The organism is Neobacillus drentensis (assembly GCF_036965645.1).
Taxonomy (GTDB): domain Bacteria; phylum Bacillota; class Bacilli; order Bacillales; family Cytobacillaceae; genus Neobacillus; species Neobacillus drentensis_D.
Map to the genome: position 1 here is coordinate 1 of NZ_JBALPZ010000018.1, position 16,188 is coordinate 16,188.

Consider the following 16,188-nt stretch of genomic DNA (forward strand, 5'->3'; position numbering starts at 1 on the left):
ACGATAGTTAATTGTTTAAACACTATGGCAATAGTACTATTCTAAATAATCAGACTAATTCAAAAAGATAGTTTGATAAAAAATTAGACAAAGGGGTGAGTTATTAGGTGGAAGATAAGAATGTGTATGCTCTTGAAATGAAGGGTATTTCAAAGTTTTTTCCTGGTGTAAAAGCCCTTGATTCTGTTTCCTTCCATGTAAATAAGGGGAGCGTCCATGCGCTTATGGGAGAGAATGGTGCAGGTAAATCAACACTGATGAAGATCCTTGCAGGTATTTATAAGCAGGATGAGGGTGAGATATTTTTAAAAGGAGAAAAGGTTGAATTTAAGAATCCAAGTGATGCTTTAAAATTTGGTATTAGCATGATTCATCAAGAATTAAGCTATATATCCGAATTGACCGTGGCGGAAAATATCTTTCTTGGTAGAGAATGGAGTTTTGGCAGATACGGAGTAATCAACAAGAAGGAACAAAAGGTAAGAGCCCTTGAATTATTTCAACAGTTAGAGATCGACTTAGACCCTAATAAAAAGATGTCGGCTCTTTCTGTATCAGATAAGCAAATGGTGGAAATTGTTAAGGCGGTATCTAACCATGCTGATATTATCGTAATGGATGAACCTACTTCGGCCATTACCCAAAGAGAGGTTGAAAAACTATTTGAAATCATAAAAATGCTAACATCCCAAGGAAAGTCTATCATTTATATTTCACACAAAATGGATGAAATTTTTAGAATAGCAGATGATATTACCGTTTTAAGGGATGGGTGTCATATTGAAAGTAAGGCAGCAGATGATTTAAATCATGATAGGCTGATTTCCTTAATGGTTGGCAGAGAAATAAAAGAGGTCTATCAGACATCAACACAAAAAAATGAAAACGTATTCTTAGAAGTAAAGAATCTATCAAGAAAAGGAAAATTCAAAAATATATCGTTCACACTTCATCAGGGAGAAGTACTTGGTATTGCAGGCCTTGTAGGTGCAGGAAGAACGGAAGTGGTAGAAAGTATCTTTGGTGTTATGCCACCTCACAATGGAGAAATTTATATTAATCAAAAAAAGGTATTTCATAAGCGTCCTATACATGCCATTAATAACGGACTGGCCTTAGTAACCGAAGACAGAAAACATACTGGTTTAAATTTATCAGGATCCGTACGAGATAATATTAGTTTAGTTAATCTAAGGAAGTATGCTTTCTTAAAAAATATCATATCCCGAAAAAGAGAAAAAGGCGTTGTGGATGAACAAATCCAATCATTAAGGATAAAAACACCAAATAGAAACATGTTGGTGAAAAACCTAAGTGGTGGTAATCAGCAAAAAATAGTGATAGCCAAATGGCTTTTAAACAACCCCAATATATTAATTCTAGACGAACCTACAAGGGGAATTGATATAGGGGCTAAAGCTGAAATATATAAAATTATTAATGAATTTGCAAGTATGAGTAAATCGGTGATTGTTATTTCTTCAGAAATGCCTGAGCTGTTTGGAATTTGTGACCGTATCATTGTCATGAGTGAAGGAAAATTAACTGGAGAGTTTACTAGGGATGAATTTGATCAAGAAAAAATCATGGCGTGCTGTTCAGGAATTCAGAAAGGAGAAAAAATCGGATGAACACTCAAAAACAAGAGGTAGCAAAATTAAGTTTATTAGATTTAGCTACATCGCAGTCTGTAATGAAAAGAGGAAGTACGGGAAAGCTCTTTGCTAAATACGGCATTTATATTGCTTTTGCGATCCTATTTATAATCCTATCGATCTCTTCAGAATCGTTTTTAACGACCACTAATATTATCAATATACTACGACAAGTATCGATTATAGGAATAGTGGCAATTGGAATGTCCTTCGTTATTATTACCGGTGGTATTGACCTTTCTGTTGGATCTATTATGGCATTATCAGCCGTCGTAGCCTCTAGTTTTGCTAAAGCAGACAGCAGTTATTCTCTAATTATTCCTATTATCATAGGGATGACGGTCGGTTTAGCCTGTGGAATAATCAATGGTGTACTCGTTGCAAAGTGGAAGGTAGCGCCTTTTATCGCTACGTTAGGTATGATGACGGCTGCAAGAGGATTGGCTATGGTTTATACAAATGGCCGGCCGGTTATCGGACTGAACAATTCTTATAACAATATTGGAAGCGGATACTTATTAGGCCTTCCAATCCCCGTTATTATCTTTATCGTAATCGTAGCAATTGGAATTTTTCTTCTGAATTTCACTGTGTACGGAAGACACGTGTTTGCCACTGGAGGGAATGAACAGTCTGCTAAACTTTCAGGGATTCGTGTTAATTCAGTAAAGATTGGAGTATATGCAATAGCCGGGCTTTTAGCGGGAGTCGGAGGGATGATTCTATCATCAAGAATTATGTCAGGTTCTCCAGTACTAGGCCAGGGATATGAACTGGACGCCATTGCTGCTGTAGTAATTGGAGGAACCAGCTTATTTGGAGGAGTAGGCAGCATAGTTGGTACCCTGATTGGGGTGTTAATTATCGGAGTAATGAATAACGGCCTTGATTTATTAAATGTTTCCTCTTATTATCAACAAATTTTAAAGGGAACGATCATTGTCATTGCTGTACTTCTTGATAAAAAAAATCATCAATAAAATAGGAAAAGGAGTGAGTAGATTGAAAAAGGTAAAGATTGTAGCTGTAACATTATTATTAATCCTCGGCATCCTAAGTGGATGTTCTGGTAAAGCAGAAGAAAAAACTAGTGGCACACCGAATGGGAAAATACGTATAGGAGTAATCTATCAAAATTTACAAAATGAATATATTGTCGGTTTACAAGACTCTATTAGAAAATACGCTAAAGACTCGGGAGTGGATTTAATCGAATCTGATGGCGAAGGGAAAGCAGAAAATCAAATTAATCAAGTAGAGAACCTGATTAACCAGCAAGTAGATGCGATTATCTTAAACCCGGCTGATAAGAATGGGAGTGCACCAGTGGTTGAACAAGCTGTAGCAGCAAAGATTCCTATCATTACAGTGTTAGCGGTTGTATCTAATGAGGAGAAAGCTACCGCTCATGTTGGATCTGATGATGTGGAAGCTGGAAAAATAGAAATTAAGCATGTAGCAGAACTTTTAGGTGGGAAAGGAACCATTGCCATTATTCATGGGCCCAATGGCAATTCAGCTGAGGTCAACAGAACAGAAGGAAATAAGAAAATCTTAAAAGATTATCCAAACATTAAGGTAGCTGCGGAGCAAACGGCAAACTGGTCAAGGGAAGAGGCGCTTGCTTTAACAGAAAACTGGTTGCAATCTCAAAAATTAGATGCAATTGTTGCACAAAATGATGAAATGGCCTTAGGAGCCATCAAAGCATTAAGTGCAGCGGGGAAATTAAAAGATACAAAAGTCATCGGAATCGATGGTATACCAGATGCTTTTAATTCTATCCAAACAGGGGATCTAACGGCAACTGTCTTTCAGGATGTAGATTCACAAGGAAAAATGGCAGTAGAAGTGGCCCAAAAAGCGGCTAAGGGAGAAAAAGTGGCTAAGGAGAACATGGTTCCATTCCAATTAGTTAATAAGGATAATCTCCAAAAATTTAAAGTGAAATAAATTGTTAATCAGATAAATGAGGAGGAATTTAAAATGAAAGAAAAATTGAATAATATCCTTGAAATTGTAACTCCTTTAAATGAACGTTTGAATAATGAACCATTGAGAGTTTTGAGTGAAGAAGATTGGAAATTTTGGAAGGAAAACGGTTATGTGATTGTTCGTGATGCGATTCCAAAGGATCATATCGAGAGACTTGTGAAGTTAATCTGGGAGTTTGAAGAAAAAGACCCGAATGATCCATCCACTTGGTATACACAACCAGGTAGAGAAATGGCTATGAAGGAACTGATGAACACTGGAATGGTGGAGTTATATAACCATCAGTATTTATGGGATAACCGGATGTATGACAAGATTTACAATGCTTTTGTTGATATGTGGGGTACTGAAAAATTATGGGTGAGTATTGATAGATGCAATCTAAACCTCCCAATTAAACCTAGCCATGAATATAAAGGATTTATTCATTGGGATGTGGATACATCTTTAGATCCGATTCCAGTGAATGTTCAAGGAGTATTATCCTTGGTTGACACGGATATTGATATGGGGGGATTCCAGTGTATACCGGAACTTTACCGAACTTTTAACGAATGGGTGAAGACTCAACCCTTAGATCGGGACCCACATAAACCGGATACGACCGGATTTACGCCAACAAAAGTAGTCACTAAGGCTGGAGATTTACTGATTTTTAATAGTATGCAGCCTCACGGTATTCGTCCAAATTACTCTGACAAGTCACGAGTGGCACAATATATATCCATGTTTCCTGCACAAGAAGATAATACAGAATTAAAAGAGGCCAGAATCAAATCTTGGAAAGAAAGAATTAAGCCTGAGGGTTATGCATTCCCTGGAGACCCTCGAAATTGGGAACAAGTGAAATATGATCGAGCGGAACTTACTGAACTAGGTGAAAAATTACTAGGTTTGAAAAATTGGTAAACTACTTTTTTATATGCCGCTTAGAAAGACCTTTTTAAGTGGCCTCCACTCTAAAAAAAGAATTTAAGTAAGAGGGGGATAACATGACGGATTTATGCATTTGTTGTGGAAGTCAGTTGGCCAAAATGGAAAAAAATAGGTCTATATGCTGGGAATGTAGTGATAAAAGTAATGAAAGTTATGAAGAAACAAATGAAAATGATTAGTAGATAAAAATTAATTATTTACAAGGAACTAAGGTTTTCCGAAATAGCAATATAAGTTCATTTTTCCTGATAGGGAGAGACCCAAAGATTTACCAATATTCTTGTGTGGTAATTTTTGTATCGCTCTCCTGAAGGGAATTAAATCCCCAAAATGCAGGATCCACGTTTATTTCTCTTCCAGAGAAGATAGCCTTTGTAAATTTTGATCAATTCAAATCAATTCCACAATAATCAACTTAAAAAACTGAAGTTCTCTTTAATCTCTCCTCTGGTCTAATATTCTAAATAAACCTCATTTACTAATGAGCAACATATTGTATTTTTTAAATAAGCTCAGCACGATAGTTAATTGTTTAATCACTTTAGTAATATTACTATTTAAAATAATCAGTTTAATAAATTAACCGGGTAAAAAATGCGCAACTTGCGGTAAGGAAATTAAAGAGCCATATGTTTGTTATAAAGAATTTAGCTAGAATTTATTAATCATATGTCAAAAGGGATGAAAAGCATTGGATGAAAAATGGTTAGCAGGTGTGGATATTGGTGGTACTACCATTAAAATGGCTTTTATCAGTCAAAAAGGTGGGATCATACGTAAATGGGAAATTCCAACAAACAAAAATGAAAAAGGGAAACATATTCCAAGTGATATAGCAAAATCAATTAATCTACATTTATATGAGTTGAAACAAAGTAAAGATAAGTTAGTGGGTATAGGAATTGGAGCGCCGGGTCCCGTGAATGTTCAAGCAGGAACAATTGAAGTGGCGGTAAATATAGGTTGGGAAAACTTCCCTTTACGAGACCTTATACAACGGGAGACATTCTTACCCGTAGTTGTTGAGAATGATGCTAATTCTGCAGCCATCGGTGAAATGTGGAAGGGTGCGGGGAATGGAGCCAAAAACCTAATTTGTATAACCTTAGGAACGGGTGTTGGAGGCGGCATTATCGTTAATGGTAAGCTGGTACACGGCGAAAATGGTGCCGGTGGGGAAATTGGTCATATTACATCCATACGCAAGGATGGAATACTTTGTAAATGTGGAAAAAAGGGATGCCTGGAAACAATAGCTTCGGCAACTGGTATTGTTAATCTAGCTCAAGAGGAGCTCGCTAATAGTGAAGACATTGGTAGATTGAAAGAGGATTATAAAAAGTCTCAAATTGTTACGTGTAAACAAATTTTCGATGCAGTAAAAAAAGCGGATAAGACCGCCATACGCATTATTGATCAAGTAACGTTCCATTTAGGATTTGCTCTGGCAAATTTGGCGAACAGTTTAAATCCACAAAGGATTGTCATTGGTGGTGGCGTTTCAAATGCGGAAGATACCCTATTGATACCACTAAAAGAGCAGTTTGCTCAGTTTGCTTTTCCAAGAGTAGCTGAGGGTGTTGAGCTAGTTATAGCTAAATTAGGCAATGATGCGGGTGTAATCGGCGGGGCGTGGCTGGTAAAAGAAGCACTAATAAATAAGAGTAAGGGAAATTTAGTTGCTGTTTCAGAGTCCTGTTAGTATCTTGATCAAAATTCTTGCAAGGGATTTAAATCTTTTACACTGGAGGGGATTGGTTTGAAATCAAAGGAAGAAACCTTGGAAAGTTTGAAAAAGGAATTGCTTCGTATTGGTTCAACCACTCAGAGAGATTATGATCTATTGAGGAAAAAAGGACAAGTATACAGTACAACTATATGCCGCAGATTAAAACTAAGTTGGCCTGAAGTAGTCAAACGGGCTGGATTTTGAGGGTTTTACAAACCGGAACTATTGACCAGGCTATTAGGATAGTCTTAATTGTAAAAAAAGTTATATATACAGCTCGGATATTTAAGGGGAAGGCTGAAAAAAGGTGTCTATTTTTGACCTTTTAGTCAGTCCTTTTTAATGAGAATGCATTGTTAATAAAATTTAATCAAACTCGTACCCTTTTGTAAGATCTTAATCTGATAGCAAGAAGTTATAGTTTTATTTATGCTTATAACAATATATAGAATATTTTAAATACGGATATAATTTATTTGGATGTTGTATTTTTTTATATTATCACCATTAGAAAGCGTTGCCTTTATTGAAATTTGGGTGCTTTTTGTATGAACAATCTAAAGAAAGGTTAATTTTTAATATATCAATAAAAAGTGAGTTATTAAAAATAGCAATATATTATACTTTTTTTATGAACTAAGCACGATAGTTAATAGTATTAACACAGTGGAAATTATATATTTAATTTGTAAGATTTATTAAAAAACAAAGCATATAAAACACTTTTCACCCTGATAGGAGGAGTTATAAAATGCAAAAAACTAAAGTCAATAATATTCTTGAGATTGATATTCCATTGAATGAACGCCCTAATAATGAACCTTTGAGAGTATTAACTGAAGAGGAATTTAAATTTTGGAAAGAAAACGGATACGTAGTCGTTCGTAATGTTGTCCCTAAAGAATATATCGATCGAACGGTTAACCTTATATGGGAGTTTGAAGAAAAAGATCCTAATGATCCTTCCACTTGGTACAGGGAACCACTTCGTAAACATCAAATGCCAGAACTTCGTGGAGCCGGAATGGTTGAGTTATATAATCATCAATATTTCTGGGATAACCGTTCTTATCAAAAAGTATATGATGCTTTTGTAGATATCTGGGGAACAGAGAAATTATGGACAAGTATTGATAGATGTAACATGAGCTTCCCAAATAAACCAGGTACGTTTGAATTTGAAGGTTTCATCCACTGGGATGGAGATACATCATTGGATCCGCTTCCGGTTAATGTTCAAGGGATTCTTTTCCTAACGGATACTGATGTGGAAAATGGTGGTTTGAATGTCATTCCTGAGTTATATAGAGATTTTCCAGAGTGGGTAAAAACCCAGCCTGCCGATAGAGATCCATATCATCCAGATTACACAGGGTATACACCAACACCAGTAACTTTGAAAGCAGGAGACTTATTAATTTTCAATGTCATGCAACCACATGGTTTAAGAAAAAACGTATCAAATACTCCTAATATTCATCAATATATTTCTATGTTCCCAGCCCAGGAACATAATGAAGAATTAAAACAATGGAGAATTAAACAATGGAGCGAAAGAGTAATCCCAGAAGGAATTGCCTTTCTAGGAGATCCTCGAAACTGGGAGCAAGAAAAGTATGAAAGAGCTCAACTTAATGAATTAGGCGAGAAATTGTTGGGTCTTAAAAAGTGGTAAATAGTTAGCAAAATTTATTAGAAAGCCAAACCGATTCTGTTAATAAACAGAGTCGGTTTACGAATATATTTCGGCAGAACATTTTTCGGATTTTCTTAATCTATAGATAAGATTGCTTTCTTTAAAGCAAAAGGAAAACGCTTTAACACCTGTGATTGCGGTTAGGAAAACGATTAGATAAGTGAGGGGATAGGCCATGATAACAGTCTGTGAAAACCATATTAAAAAGGGGGTAATCTTACTAAATGTACCTCATGTGCAGAAATTATCTCATAAATATTGGGAACATACCTGTATCTTCTGCGATGAACCAGCTCACTTTAAATTATTTTATAGCATACCAACAATAGAGATGAATTCAATAAAATTTAAAAACAAAATGCAGTTTCGTATATTTAATATACCAAAGGTAAGATCATCAAATATAAAGGTAATGGAGGAGATAAGCATGTTGATAAAAATGGCCGAGTTTTTAAAGAATTTACCAAGTAAAAAATGTACACAATGTGGAAAGAAAATGGAAGAACAACATGAATCATATATCCATACTTGTGATAAGTGTTCAAAATCTATTAATCTAAGCTTAACTCTCTTTAATTGATAAACAGGAGTGAAAAATTTGCAACGTAAATCATATATAATTCCAAGACTTTCAGCAATGATGTTTTTTCAATACTTTACCCTCGGTACATGGTTTGCCACTTTGGGTTTTATTCTTAGTAAGCATGGATTATCTTCTATAATTGGTACCGCGTACTCAATAGGTGGTATTGCTGCTATTATATCTCCGATTGTCATAGGAATGATTTCGGATCGGTTCTTTCCATCTCAAAAAATGTTAGCTCTGGTTAACATCGCTGGCGGTATCTTATTATGGTTTCTTCCTGAACAAATTTACACAAAAAATGATAACGCTTTTTTATGGATAATGTTTTTATATATGTTATGTTATAATCCAACATATTCTTTAACAAATAATATTAGTTTTTATAATGTGAAAGACACCGTGAAGGCCTTTCCGATTATCCGTGTATGTGGAACCATTGGGTTTATTGTTGCAAGCGCTGTAGTTGGGATCCTTGGATATTCAGGCAGTCCGGTAGCTCTGCAAATTGGTGCAATTGTTTCTGTTTTACTTGGACTGTACAGTTTTACATTACCAAACACTCCTGCACCTGCTAAAGGAAAACCGCTATCAATAAGAGACATTCTTTGCCTTGATGCACTGCAGTTATTAAAAAATCGTTACTATTTAGTATTTATTGTATGTACGACAGTGCTTTTTCTAGATCATGCTACGTATATGTCATTTGCCTCAGTATTCCTTGGTGATGCTGGAGTCAAGGATGTTTCATCCGTTATGTCAATCGGTCAATTTTCTGAAGTGATTTTTATGTTGTTACTTCCGTTCTTTTATCGCCGACTGGGATTCAAATGGATGTTTTTAGTGGGAATGATTGCATGGGTATTAAGGATGTCTCTTTTTGCTTTTAGTGCACCAGAAGGACTTGTGTCGTTAATGTACATCGGCATTGCCTTACATGGATTATGTTGGGACTTTTTCTTTGTATCAGGATATCTCTATACGGATGAAGTGGCAGATGAAAAAATCAAAGGTCAAGCTCAGGGATTAATTATAATGTTAACCCAAGGTATCGGTATGTTTGTAGGCTCGTATTTTGCGGGAAAACTTTTTAACAATACTGTCACTAAAACCGGAGTCGCTTCTCTTAATCAATGGCAGACTTTTTGGGTGTATCCTGCAATAGTTGCTTTTATAGTTGCAGTTTTTTTCTTCTTCTTCTTCAAGTATAAACGCGGTTCTTCTTTGAACGATGGATTTATTAATGAAGAAAAACGTATAGGAGCCTAACAATTTAATAGTAGTAAAGGAGGTACTCATCAAGGGAGTACCTCTTTTTTTATTTATTTTTTTAAAAATAAGGCAAGTCTGTCTCAATTGAGATAGGCTTTATATATTATACCTTCGGATATTGTCCTCCAGTTTGTCCTCCGATGTTTTATACCTCATTTAAAACTATAACGTTTAATGTTTTACAAATGTTGATCTTAAGCCATTGTTTAAATACTATTTTTTTCTATTATATATGAAAATGAATGGGCGGCATGATGTAATCATAGCCCAACCCCCTTGAAATATGAGGGTTTTATGTAAGAGGGGAGCGGAATGTTAACATTTCTCTCCTGAAATTAGAGGTTTCTCATGAGTTGCGCAAACTTGTGGGAAGCATCTTTTTCATTTCTTTTGTTCCGTGCAGATAGACGTTTTTTTGTTGTCTCGTCATCACAGTGGCCTAAGCGGTCCATAAACTCTTCCAATCCCACCTTTGCTTCTACTAACAACGATGTATGTGTGTGGCGCAAAGAGTGAGGAGTGAGCTCTGGACTTAAGCCGGCTAACTTCAGCAGCCGTGCCATTCTATTTTCCACAGTCTTGATGAAAATAGGGTAGCCAGGTTGTTTCTCTTTCTTGGCAAAAATAAAACCTTTATCAAGATATGATTTACCATAGTACTCTTGCACTTTCTTCTGCACTTGCATATGCTTTTTGAAAGCCACAATGACTTCTTTATCTACTACAATGGCTCGTTTGGATTTCCTCGTCTTAGGCGGCACTAATTGATACTCCAGCGTGTTATTCGACGGGTTGTAATACGTTTTCGTGATGCTGATGGTGTGTCTCAAAGTTGATGTCTTTCCACTTCAGAGCCATCAGTTCACCAGCACGCATCCCTGGATAGGAAATGGTGAGAAAGATTAGATAATCTAATCTAAACCTTTTTGAGCAGCTGTTTGCAATAGTAAAGCTAGGTCCTCCTTTTCCATATACTTAGGGATCTCCTGTTCCTCTAATTCCTCAATGGTTTTTCTGTCTTTCTTCAGGTAAGCAAACTCCGTTGGGTCATTTTTAATCAGCCTCATTTCAATGGCTTTCTTAAAAATCATTCTGCCAGTGCGATGTACGCCATCCAGAGTGTTGTCGGCATATCCCTTTTCTTTTAAATCATTTAAAGCATCCTGATACCGTTTTTCTCGAGATGCAAAGGAATTGTGCGATGTGTGCCGCTGTTAATGCATCGGGCAGAGATTCCCAAGTTATAATTCAATTTTTCTTTTTCAAAACTACTTTCATTTCTCTCAAATTAATACCATTCGAAGCCCGAACTTGTGTTTACTTTTAAGTTTTACTTAGTCAGAGTGTTCCTCCTCTAATTTTTAAATTTTCACAATTATTCAGAAATTCATATTGTAAATTGGTAAGATAACACATATAATCAAAAATGAGCATAAAAAACCAAATTCATTCAAAAACGAGCTAAAACGATCAAATGTCGCATTTCAAATGAATTGGAGGAAAACGAATCTATGTACGGTATAGAAAGAAAGTCGGCCATACTAGAGTTACTAAACAAGAATGCTAGAGTAGATGTACAAGAGTTAAGTCAGCACTTCGACTTGTCTGAATCAACAATTCGTAGGGACTTAAAGGAACTAGAGGAAGCACAATTGTTAAAAAGAACGCATGGTGGGGCTGTCTTGTTCGAAAGTGTGACCTTCGAACCGACTTACATTGAGAAAGAAGTGCAGTTTCAAAAAGAGAAAAGGGCTATTGCAAAGGAAGCGGCTAAGCTTATTAAGAACGGTGAAAGTATCTTGCTCGATTCGGGTACGACAACTTATTATCTTGCTCAAGAACTAAGAAACTTTTCGAGATTACAGGTGGTTACCAATTCAATATTATGTGCCAACGAATTAAAGGATGTATCTGGAATTGAAGTCTTATTATGTGGTGGTTCTCTGCGTTCAGAAACACTAGCCTTGGTGGGTCCTTTGGCTGAAATGAGCTTTAATCAAATTTGTGTAGACAAATCGTTTATTGCTACGAATGGCGTTGATGTAGAAAATGGTTTAACCACCCCAAATTTAATTGAGGCATCAACAAAAAAGAAGATGATTGATTGTGCGGAAAAGGTTATCCTCATTACTGATCATACCAAAATAGGTCAAGTAAGCTTTGCGAAGTTTGCGGATATTCATGAGATAAATTATTTAATAACCGATAGTGCTGCACAAAAGACCGTACTTAACTGCATTGAGGAATCAGGAATTTCTGTTCGCGTAGTCTGACTTTTCCCCCATAGGTAAAGATCTAATATCAGATAAAAGCAAAAAATGAAGGCGTTTAAATGAAAACGTTTTAAAAAATACCCACATCATTTTTAGGAGGTGATGCTTATAGAGTTGAAAAAATAATAGAAGAGATTTTAATCGTTTTAATTAACTTGTTCCTCGGGGGAGAAAAATGAAAGAATCACAAAAAAAGGTTACGATTCAGGGCAACCACGACCAAATGGAAAAAAGCCCCAAATCATAACCCTGCCTGAGTATATCTAAAATTAATACTAATTTTAGCACTCATTTTTTATACTACGGTATTACAGATTTTTTTACAAGGATTGTGTTTTGCTAGAAGTATCTATTACTTTACAAAACTATATTTAGGAGGAATTATAAACAATGAAAAACTTTAAAATTTTTAACATAGTATTATTAATTTTAACTTTATGCCTTTTAGGTGCATGCAGCAATAATGGAAGCGCCTCCAGTACAAGTAAAACAGATGACAAGTCTAATACTGGAAAAAAGCTAAAGATTGGTTTAACAGTACCAAATTTAAGTAATCCATTCTTTGTAGCGATGTCTAAAGGGGCTAAAGAAGTTGCTTCTAAGTATAATGCTGATGTAACGACTGTAAGTGCGGATCAAGATCTTGCTAAACAAACTGCACAAATTGAAGACTTTATCACAAAAAAAGTTGATTTAATATTATTAAGCCCATTTGATTCTGCAGGTATTGCCGGTGCAGTTAGTGAGGCAAAAGCAGCAGGTATTCCGGTTGTTGCACTTGATGGATTTGCAGAAGGTGGTATTGACTCAGTGGTTATGTCTGATAACGTTCAAGCAGGTAAATTAGCTGCGGAGTACCTTGTAAAACAACTTAATGGAAAAGGTAACATTGTTATTATTGATGGACCTCCTGTTTCAGCAGTGACAGACCGAATTAAAGGTTTTAACGAAGTAATTAAAAAATATCCCGATATCAAGGTTGTTGCTAAACAAAATGGTGAGGGTAATCGTGAAAAGGCTCTTACCGTAATGGAAGGTACACTAACAGCAAACAAGAAAATCGATGCAGTATTTACAATAAATGATGAAGAGGCTGTTGGAGTACAAATTGCTCAAGAACAAGCTAGTAGACAAAATGAATTCTTTGTCGTAAGTGTCGACGGTGCGCCTTCTGCAGTTGACGCGCTGAAAAAAGGCGGAAGCTTTGCTGGTACTTCAGCACAATTCCCGAATCAAATGGTTATTGATGGTGTTGCCTTAGCATTAAAAATTATTGATGGAAAGAAAGTTGACTCAAAAGTTCTTATTCCAACTAAATTTATCACTAAAGATAATGTTAATTCCTATAGTGGCTGGTAATTGATTTTCCCTCTAGTGGAGGTAAAATATGGTGCTCTATCAGGAGCACTATATTTATATCCTAGTAAAATAGGGCTTAAAAAGAGACTAAGGGAGTGGCACTAATGGCAGTATTTCAGGTTCAAGAACAAATAAATCGTCATCTAGCAGAAAGTCAGTTACCCATCCTTAGGATGAAGGCGGTTACGAAGAAATTTTCCGGTGTCAAGGTGTTACAAAACGTTAATATCGAACTCTATAAAGGGGAAGTTCATGCCTTGATGGGGGAGAATGGCGCAGGGAAATCTACTTTAATGAAAATCATGGCTGGAGTGTATCAGCCTGATGGAGGAACGATTGAATATAAAAGTCAAGAAGTACATTGGAATAATCCAATGGAAGCAAGAAATAAAGGGATCAGTGTTATTCACCAAGAAATAAGCCTTTCACCAAATTTGTCCATTGGTGAGAATATTATGATGGGGACAAAATTTAAGAAAAATAGGCTGGGCTTAATAAAATGGAGTGATATTTATGAGAATGCTGCCCGAGTTTTAAAATCCATAGGATCTTCCTTGGACCCTCGAGCGGATGTTTCCACTTTAAGTGTGGCCCAGCAACAAATGGTAGAAATTGCTCGAGCTTTATCACTTAACTCTGAGATTTTAATTATGGATGAACCGACGGCATCTCTGACAGATAAAGAAATAGAAAAGCTTTTTGGCATCATTGAAGAATTAAGAAGAAAAGGCGTAGCTATTGTTTATATCTCTCATCGAATGGATGAGATTTTTAAAATTTCAAATCGCTTTACAGTTCTTAGGGACGGTCATTGGGTTACAAGTGGACCAATTTCGGTTACAAATCCCGAGAATCTAGTAAAACTTATGGTAGGGAGAGAGTTAAATGAGCTATTTGTAAGAGAAAGAATCGAAAGTATTGATAGGTCTGAACAAAAACCTGTCCTTGAGTTAAAAAATGTCTCTGACAAGAAGTTTGTAAAGGGGATATCGATGAAAATCTACCCTGGAGAAATTGTGGGCTTAGCAGGCCTTGTCGGTGCTGGACGGACTGAGCTGGTAAGAACAATCTTTGGATTATCCGAACTGTCAGAGGGTCAAATAATTTTGGATGGCCAGGAGGTTCATATAAAAAGTCCTATTGACGCAATAAAACTTGGCATTGCTCATGTTCCTGAAAGCAGGAAGGAACAGGGGTTATTACCAAATTTATCTGTAAAAGAAAATATACTGATGGCACAATTGCCAACCTATCGTAAATTTAAACTATTGCAGTATAAGCAAATGAATCGTGATGCGGATCGATACATTAAAGAACTTGGAGTAAGAACGGCATCAAAGGAACAAAATGTTATGGGCCTTAGCGGAGGAAATCAACAAAAGGTTGTTATTGCTAAATGGTTATCTATAAGCCCTAAAATACTGCTGCTTGACGAACCGACACGTGGTGTAGACATAGGTGCAAAGACTGAGATTCATAAAATCATAACTAAATTAGCAGAACAAGGGCTTGCTGTATTGATGATTTCTTCTGAATTACCAGAAGTATTAGGAGTTAGTGATCGAATTTTAGTGATTCATGAGGGGAAACTCAGAGCTGAACTATCTCGTGATGAAGCTACACAAGAAAAAATTATGTACTATGCTACAGGAGAGGTTAAACAATGAATACAAACTTACAAATGTCAAGTCCATCCGTAGTTTCATTCAAGGAACGGTCAAAACAGATTTTTAATCAGCTGGGCATGGTAATAATTCTTGCCTTATTAATCATCGTTATGATTATTGTTGCACCGAATTTCACGGACTCAAGTAATATCTTAAACGTACTAAAGCAGAGTTCAATCACTGCTATTCTGGCAGCTGGGATGACTGTAGTTATATTAACAGGAGGAATTGATTTATCGGTAGGCTCAACCCTTGCATTGAGCGGTGTTATATCTGTATTACTATCAAATGCCGGAACTCCTCCAGTTATCGCTATGTTAGTAGGAGTTGCGGTAGGATATGTTGCTGGGGCTATTAATGGATTTTTAACAGCTGTACCTAAGTTGCCTGCCTTTATCGTGACGCTTGGAAGTATGACCTACCTGAGGGGGTTGGCTTATGTTATAACCGGAGGATATCCTGTAGTTTTGGCATCAAAGCAGTTCAAGTTCATTGGTGCAGGTGAAATTCTGGGGATTTCTACTCCTATTTATGTGATGGCAATTGTTTATATCATCATGATAACTGTTTTAAAGAATACGATGTTCGGGAGACATGTTTATGCTATTGGCGGTAATGAAGAAGCTGCACATCTTACAGGGATTAAAGTTAATCGCACCCTGATTAATGTATATTCCATCAGTGGCTTATTGGCCGGTGTTAGTGGCGTTGTGATGGCAGGACGTTTGTTCTCAGGGCAGCCCATGGTAGGAATAGGATTTGAGCTAGATGCGATAGCAGCTGTCGTACTAGGTGGTACTAGTTTTGTAGGGGGACGTGGCCGTATACAAGGAACTATCATTGGGGTTTTGATTGTGGCTGTGTTAACGAATGGAATGACCTTACTTAACGTGGATTATTACTGGCAACAAGTTGTAAAAGGGATAGTTATTGTTATTGCCGTCCTTCTTGATAGATTACGAAGCAGAACTTAAATTAGTTCCTTTCAAATAACAAGCCAGAAGAATAGTCTTCTGGCTTAAT

The 16,188-nt window shown here is 36.4% G+C and carries 15 protein-coding genes; 13 read left to right on the forward strand and 2 right to left on the reverse strand.

Features of this window, described 5'->3' with window-relative positions:
* The first annotated feature begins 107 nt into the window (after positions 1-107).
* The 9 genes from V7266_RS03120 to V7266_RS03160 all read left to right on the forward strand — a co-directional run bounded on the left by V7266_RS03120 (position 108) and on the right by V7266_RS03160 (position 9,863).
* Positions 108-1,631, forward strand: a complete 1,524-nt coding sequence (locus V7266_RS03120) for a sugar ABC transporter ATP-binding protein (protein WP_335465760.1) — start codon at positions 108-110, stop codon at positions 1,629-1,631.
* Complete coding sequence (locus tag V7266_RS03125) at positions 1,628-2,635, forward strand: ABC transporter permease (RefSeq protein WP_335465761.1); 1,008 nt, start codon at positions 1,628-1,630, stop codon at positions 2,633-2,635. The genes V7266_RS03120 and V7266_RS03125 overlap by 4 nt, the downstream gene beginning before the upstream one ends.
* A 22-nt stretch (positions 2,636-2,657) precedes the next feature.
* Positions 2,658-3,608 (forward strand): substrate-binding domain-containing protein, encoded by a 951-nt coding sequence (locus tag V7266_RS03130; RefSeq protein ID WP_335465762.1) that lies wholly within the window; start codon positions 2,658-2,660, stop codon positions 3,606-3,608.
* 33 nt (positions 3,609-3,641) lie between these two features.
* Complete coding sequence (locus V7266_RS03135) at positions 3,642-4,559, forward strand: phytanoyl-CoA dioxygenase family protein (RefSeq protein WP_335465763.1); 918 nt, start codon at positions 3,642-3,644, stop codon at positions 4,557-4,559.
* Between the two features lie 718 nt (positions 4,560-5,277).
* Positions 5,278-6,288, forward strand: coding sequence for an ROK family glucokinase (locus V7266_RS03140; protein WP_335465764.1), 1,011 nt, complete (start codon positions 5,278-5,280; stop codon positions 6,286-6,288).
* Between the two features lie 57 nt (positions 6,289-6,345).
* Complete coding sequence (locus V7266_RS03145; protein ID WP_335465765.1) at positions 6,346-6,519, forward strand: hypothetical protein; 174 nt, start codon at positions 6,346-6,348, stop codon at positions 6,517-6,519.
* 547 nt (positions 6,520-7,066) lie between these two features.
* Positions 7,067-7,990 (forward strand): phytanoyl-CoA dioxygenase family protein, encoded by a 924-nt coding sequence (locus V7266_RS03150; protein WP_335465766.1) that lies wholly within the window; start codon positions 7,067-7,069, stop codon positions 7,988-7,990.
* A 460-nt stretch (positions 7,991-8,450) separates the two neighbouring features.
* Positions 8,451-8,591, forward strand: coding sequence for a protein YhfH (gene yhfH, locus V7266_RS03155; RefSeq protein ID WP_420491311.1), 141 nt, complete (start codon positions 8,451-8,453; stop codon positions 8,589-8,591).
* Between the two features lie 18 nt (positions 8,592-8,609).
* Complete coding sequence (locus tag V7266_RS03160) at positions 8,610-9,863, forward strand: MFS transporter (RefSeq protein WP_335465767.1); 1,254 nt, start codon at positions 8,610-8,612, stop codon at positions 9,861-9,863.
* Positions 9,864-10,201: 338 nt separating this feature from the next.
* Here V7266_RS03160 and V7266_RS03165 read toward each other — a convergent pair whose 3' ends face one another.
* Both V7266_RS03165 and V7266_RS03170 read right to left on the reverse strand, forming a co-directional pair.
* Positions 10,202-10,627, reverse strand: a complete 426-nt coding sequence (locus V7266_RS03165) for a tyrosine-type recombinase/integrase (protein ID WP_335465768.1) — start codon at positions 10,625-10,627, stop codon at positions 10,202-10,204.
* Positions 10,628-10,777: 150 nt separating this feature from the next.
* Positions 10,778-10,957, reverse strand: coding sequence for a hypothetical protein (locus V7266_RS03170; RefSeq protein WP_335465769.1), 180 nt, complete (start codon positions 10,955-10,957; stop codon positions 10,778-10,780).
* Positions 10,958-11,377: 420 nt separating this feature from the next.
* Between V7266_RS03170 and V7266_RS03175 the strand changes: the two genes are divergently transcribed.
* From V7266_RS03175 to V7266_RS03190, 4 genes are all read left to right on the forward strand, one after another.
* Positions 11,378-12,139, forward strand: a complete 762-nt coding sequence (locus V7266_RS03175) for a DeoR/GlpR family DNA-binding transcription regulator (RefSeq protein ID WP_335465770.1) — start codon at positions 11,378-11,380, stop codon at positions 12,137-12,139.
* Between the two features lie 390 nt (positions 12,140-12,529).
* Positions 12,530-13,498: an ABC transporter substrate-binding protein gene (locus V7266_RS03180; RefSeq protein ID WP_335465771.1), complete on the forward strand. Its 969-nt coding sequence runs from the start codon at positions 12,530-12,532 to the stop codon at positions 13,496-13,498.
* 104 nt (positions 13,499-13,602) lie between these two features.
* Positions 13,603-15,165, forward strand: a complete 1,563-nt coding sequence (locus V7266_RS03185; RefSeq protein ID WP_335465772.1) for a sugar ABC transporter ATP-binding protein — start codon at positions 13,603-13,605, stop codon at positions 15,163-15,165.
* Positions 15,162-16,139: an ABC transporter permease gene (locus V7266_RS03190; RefSeq protein WP_335465773.1), complete on the forward strand. Its 978-nt coding sequence runs from the start codon at positions 15,162-15,164 to the stop codon at positions 16,137-16,139. The genes V7266_RS03185 and V7266_RS03190 overlap by 4 nt, the downstream gene beginning before the upstream one ends.
* Positions 16,140-16,188 lie beyond the last annotated feature (49 nt).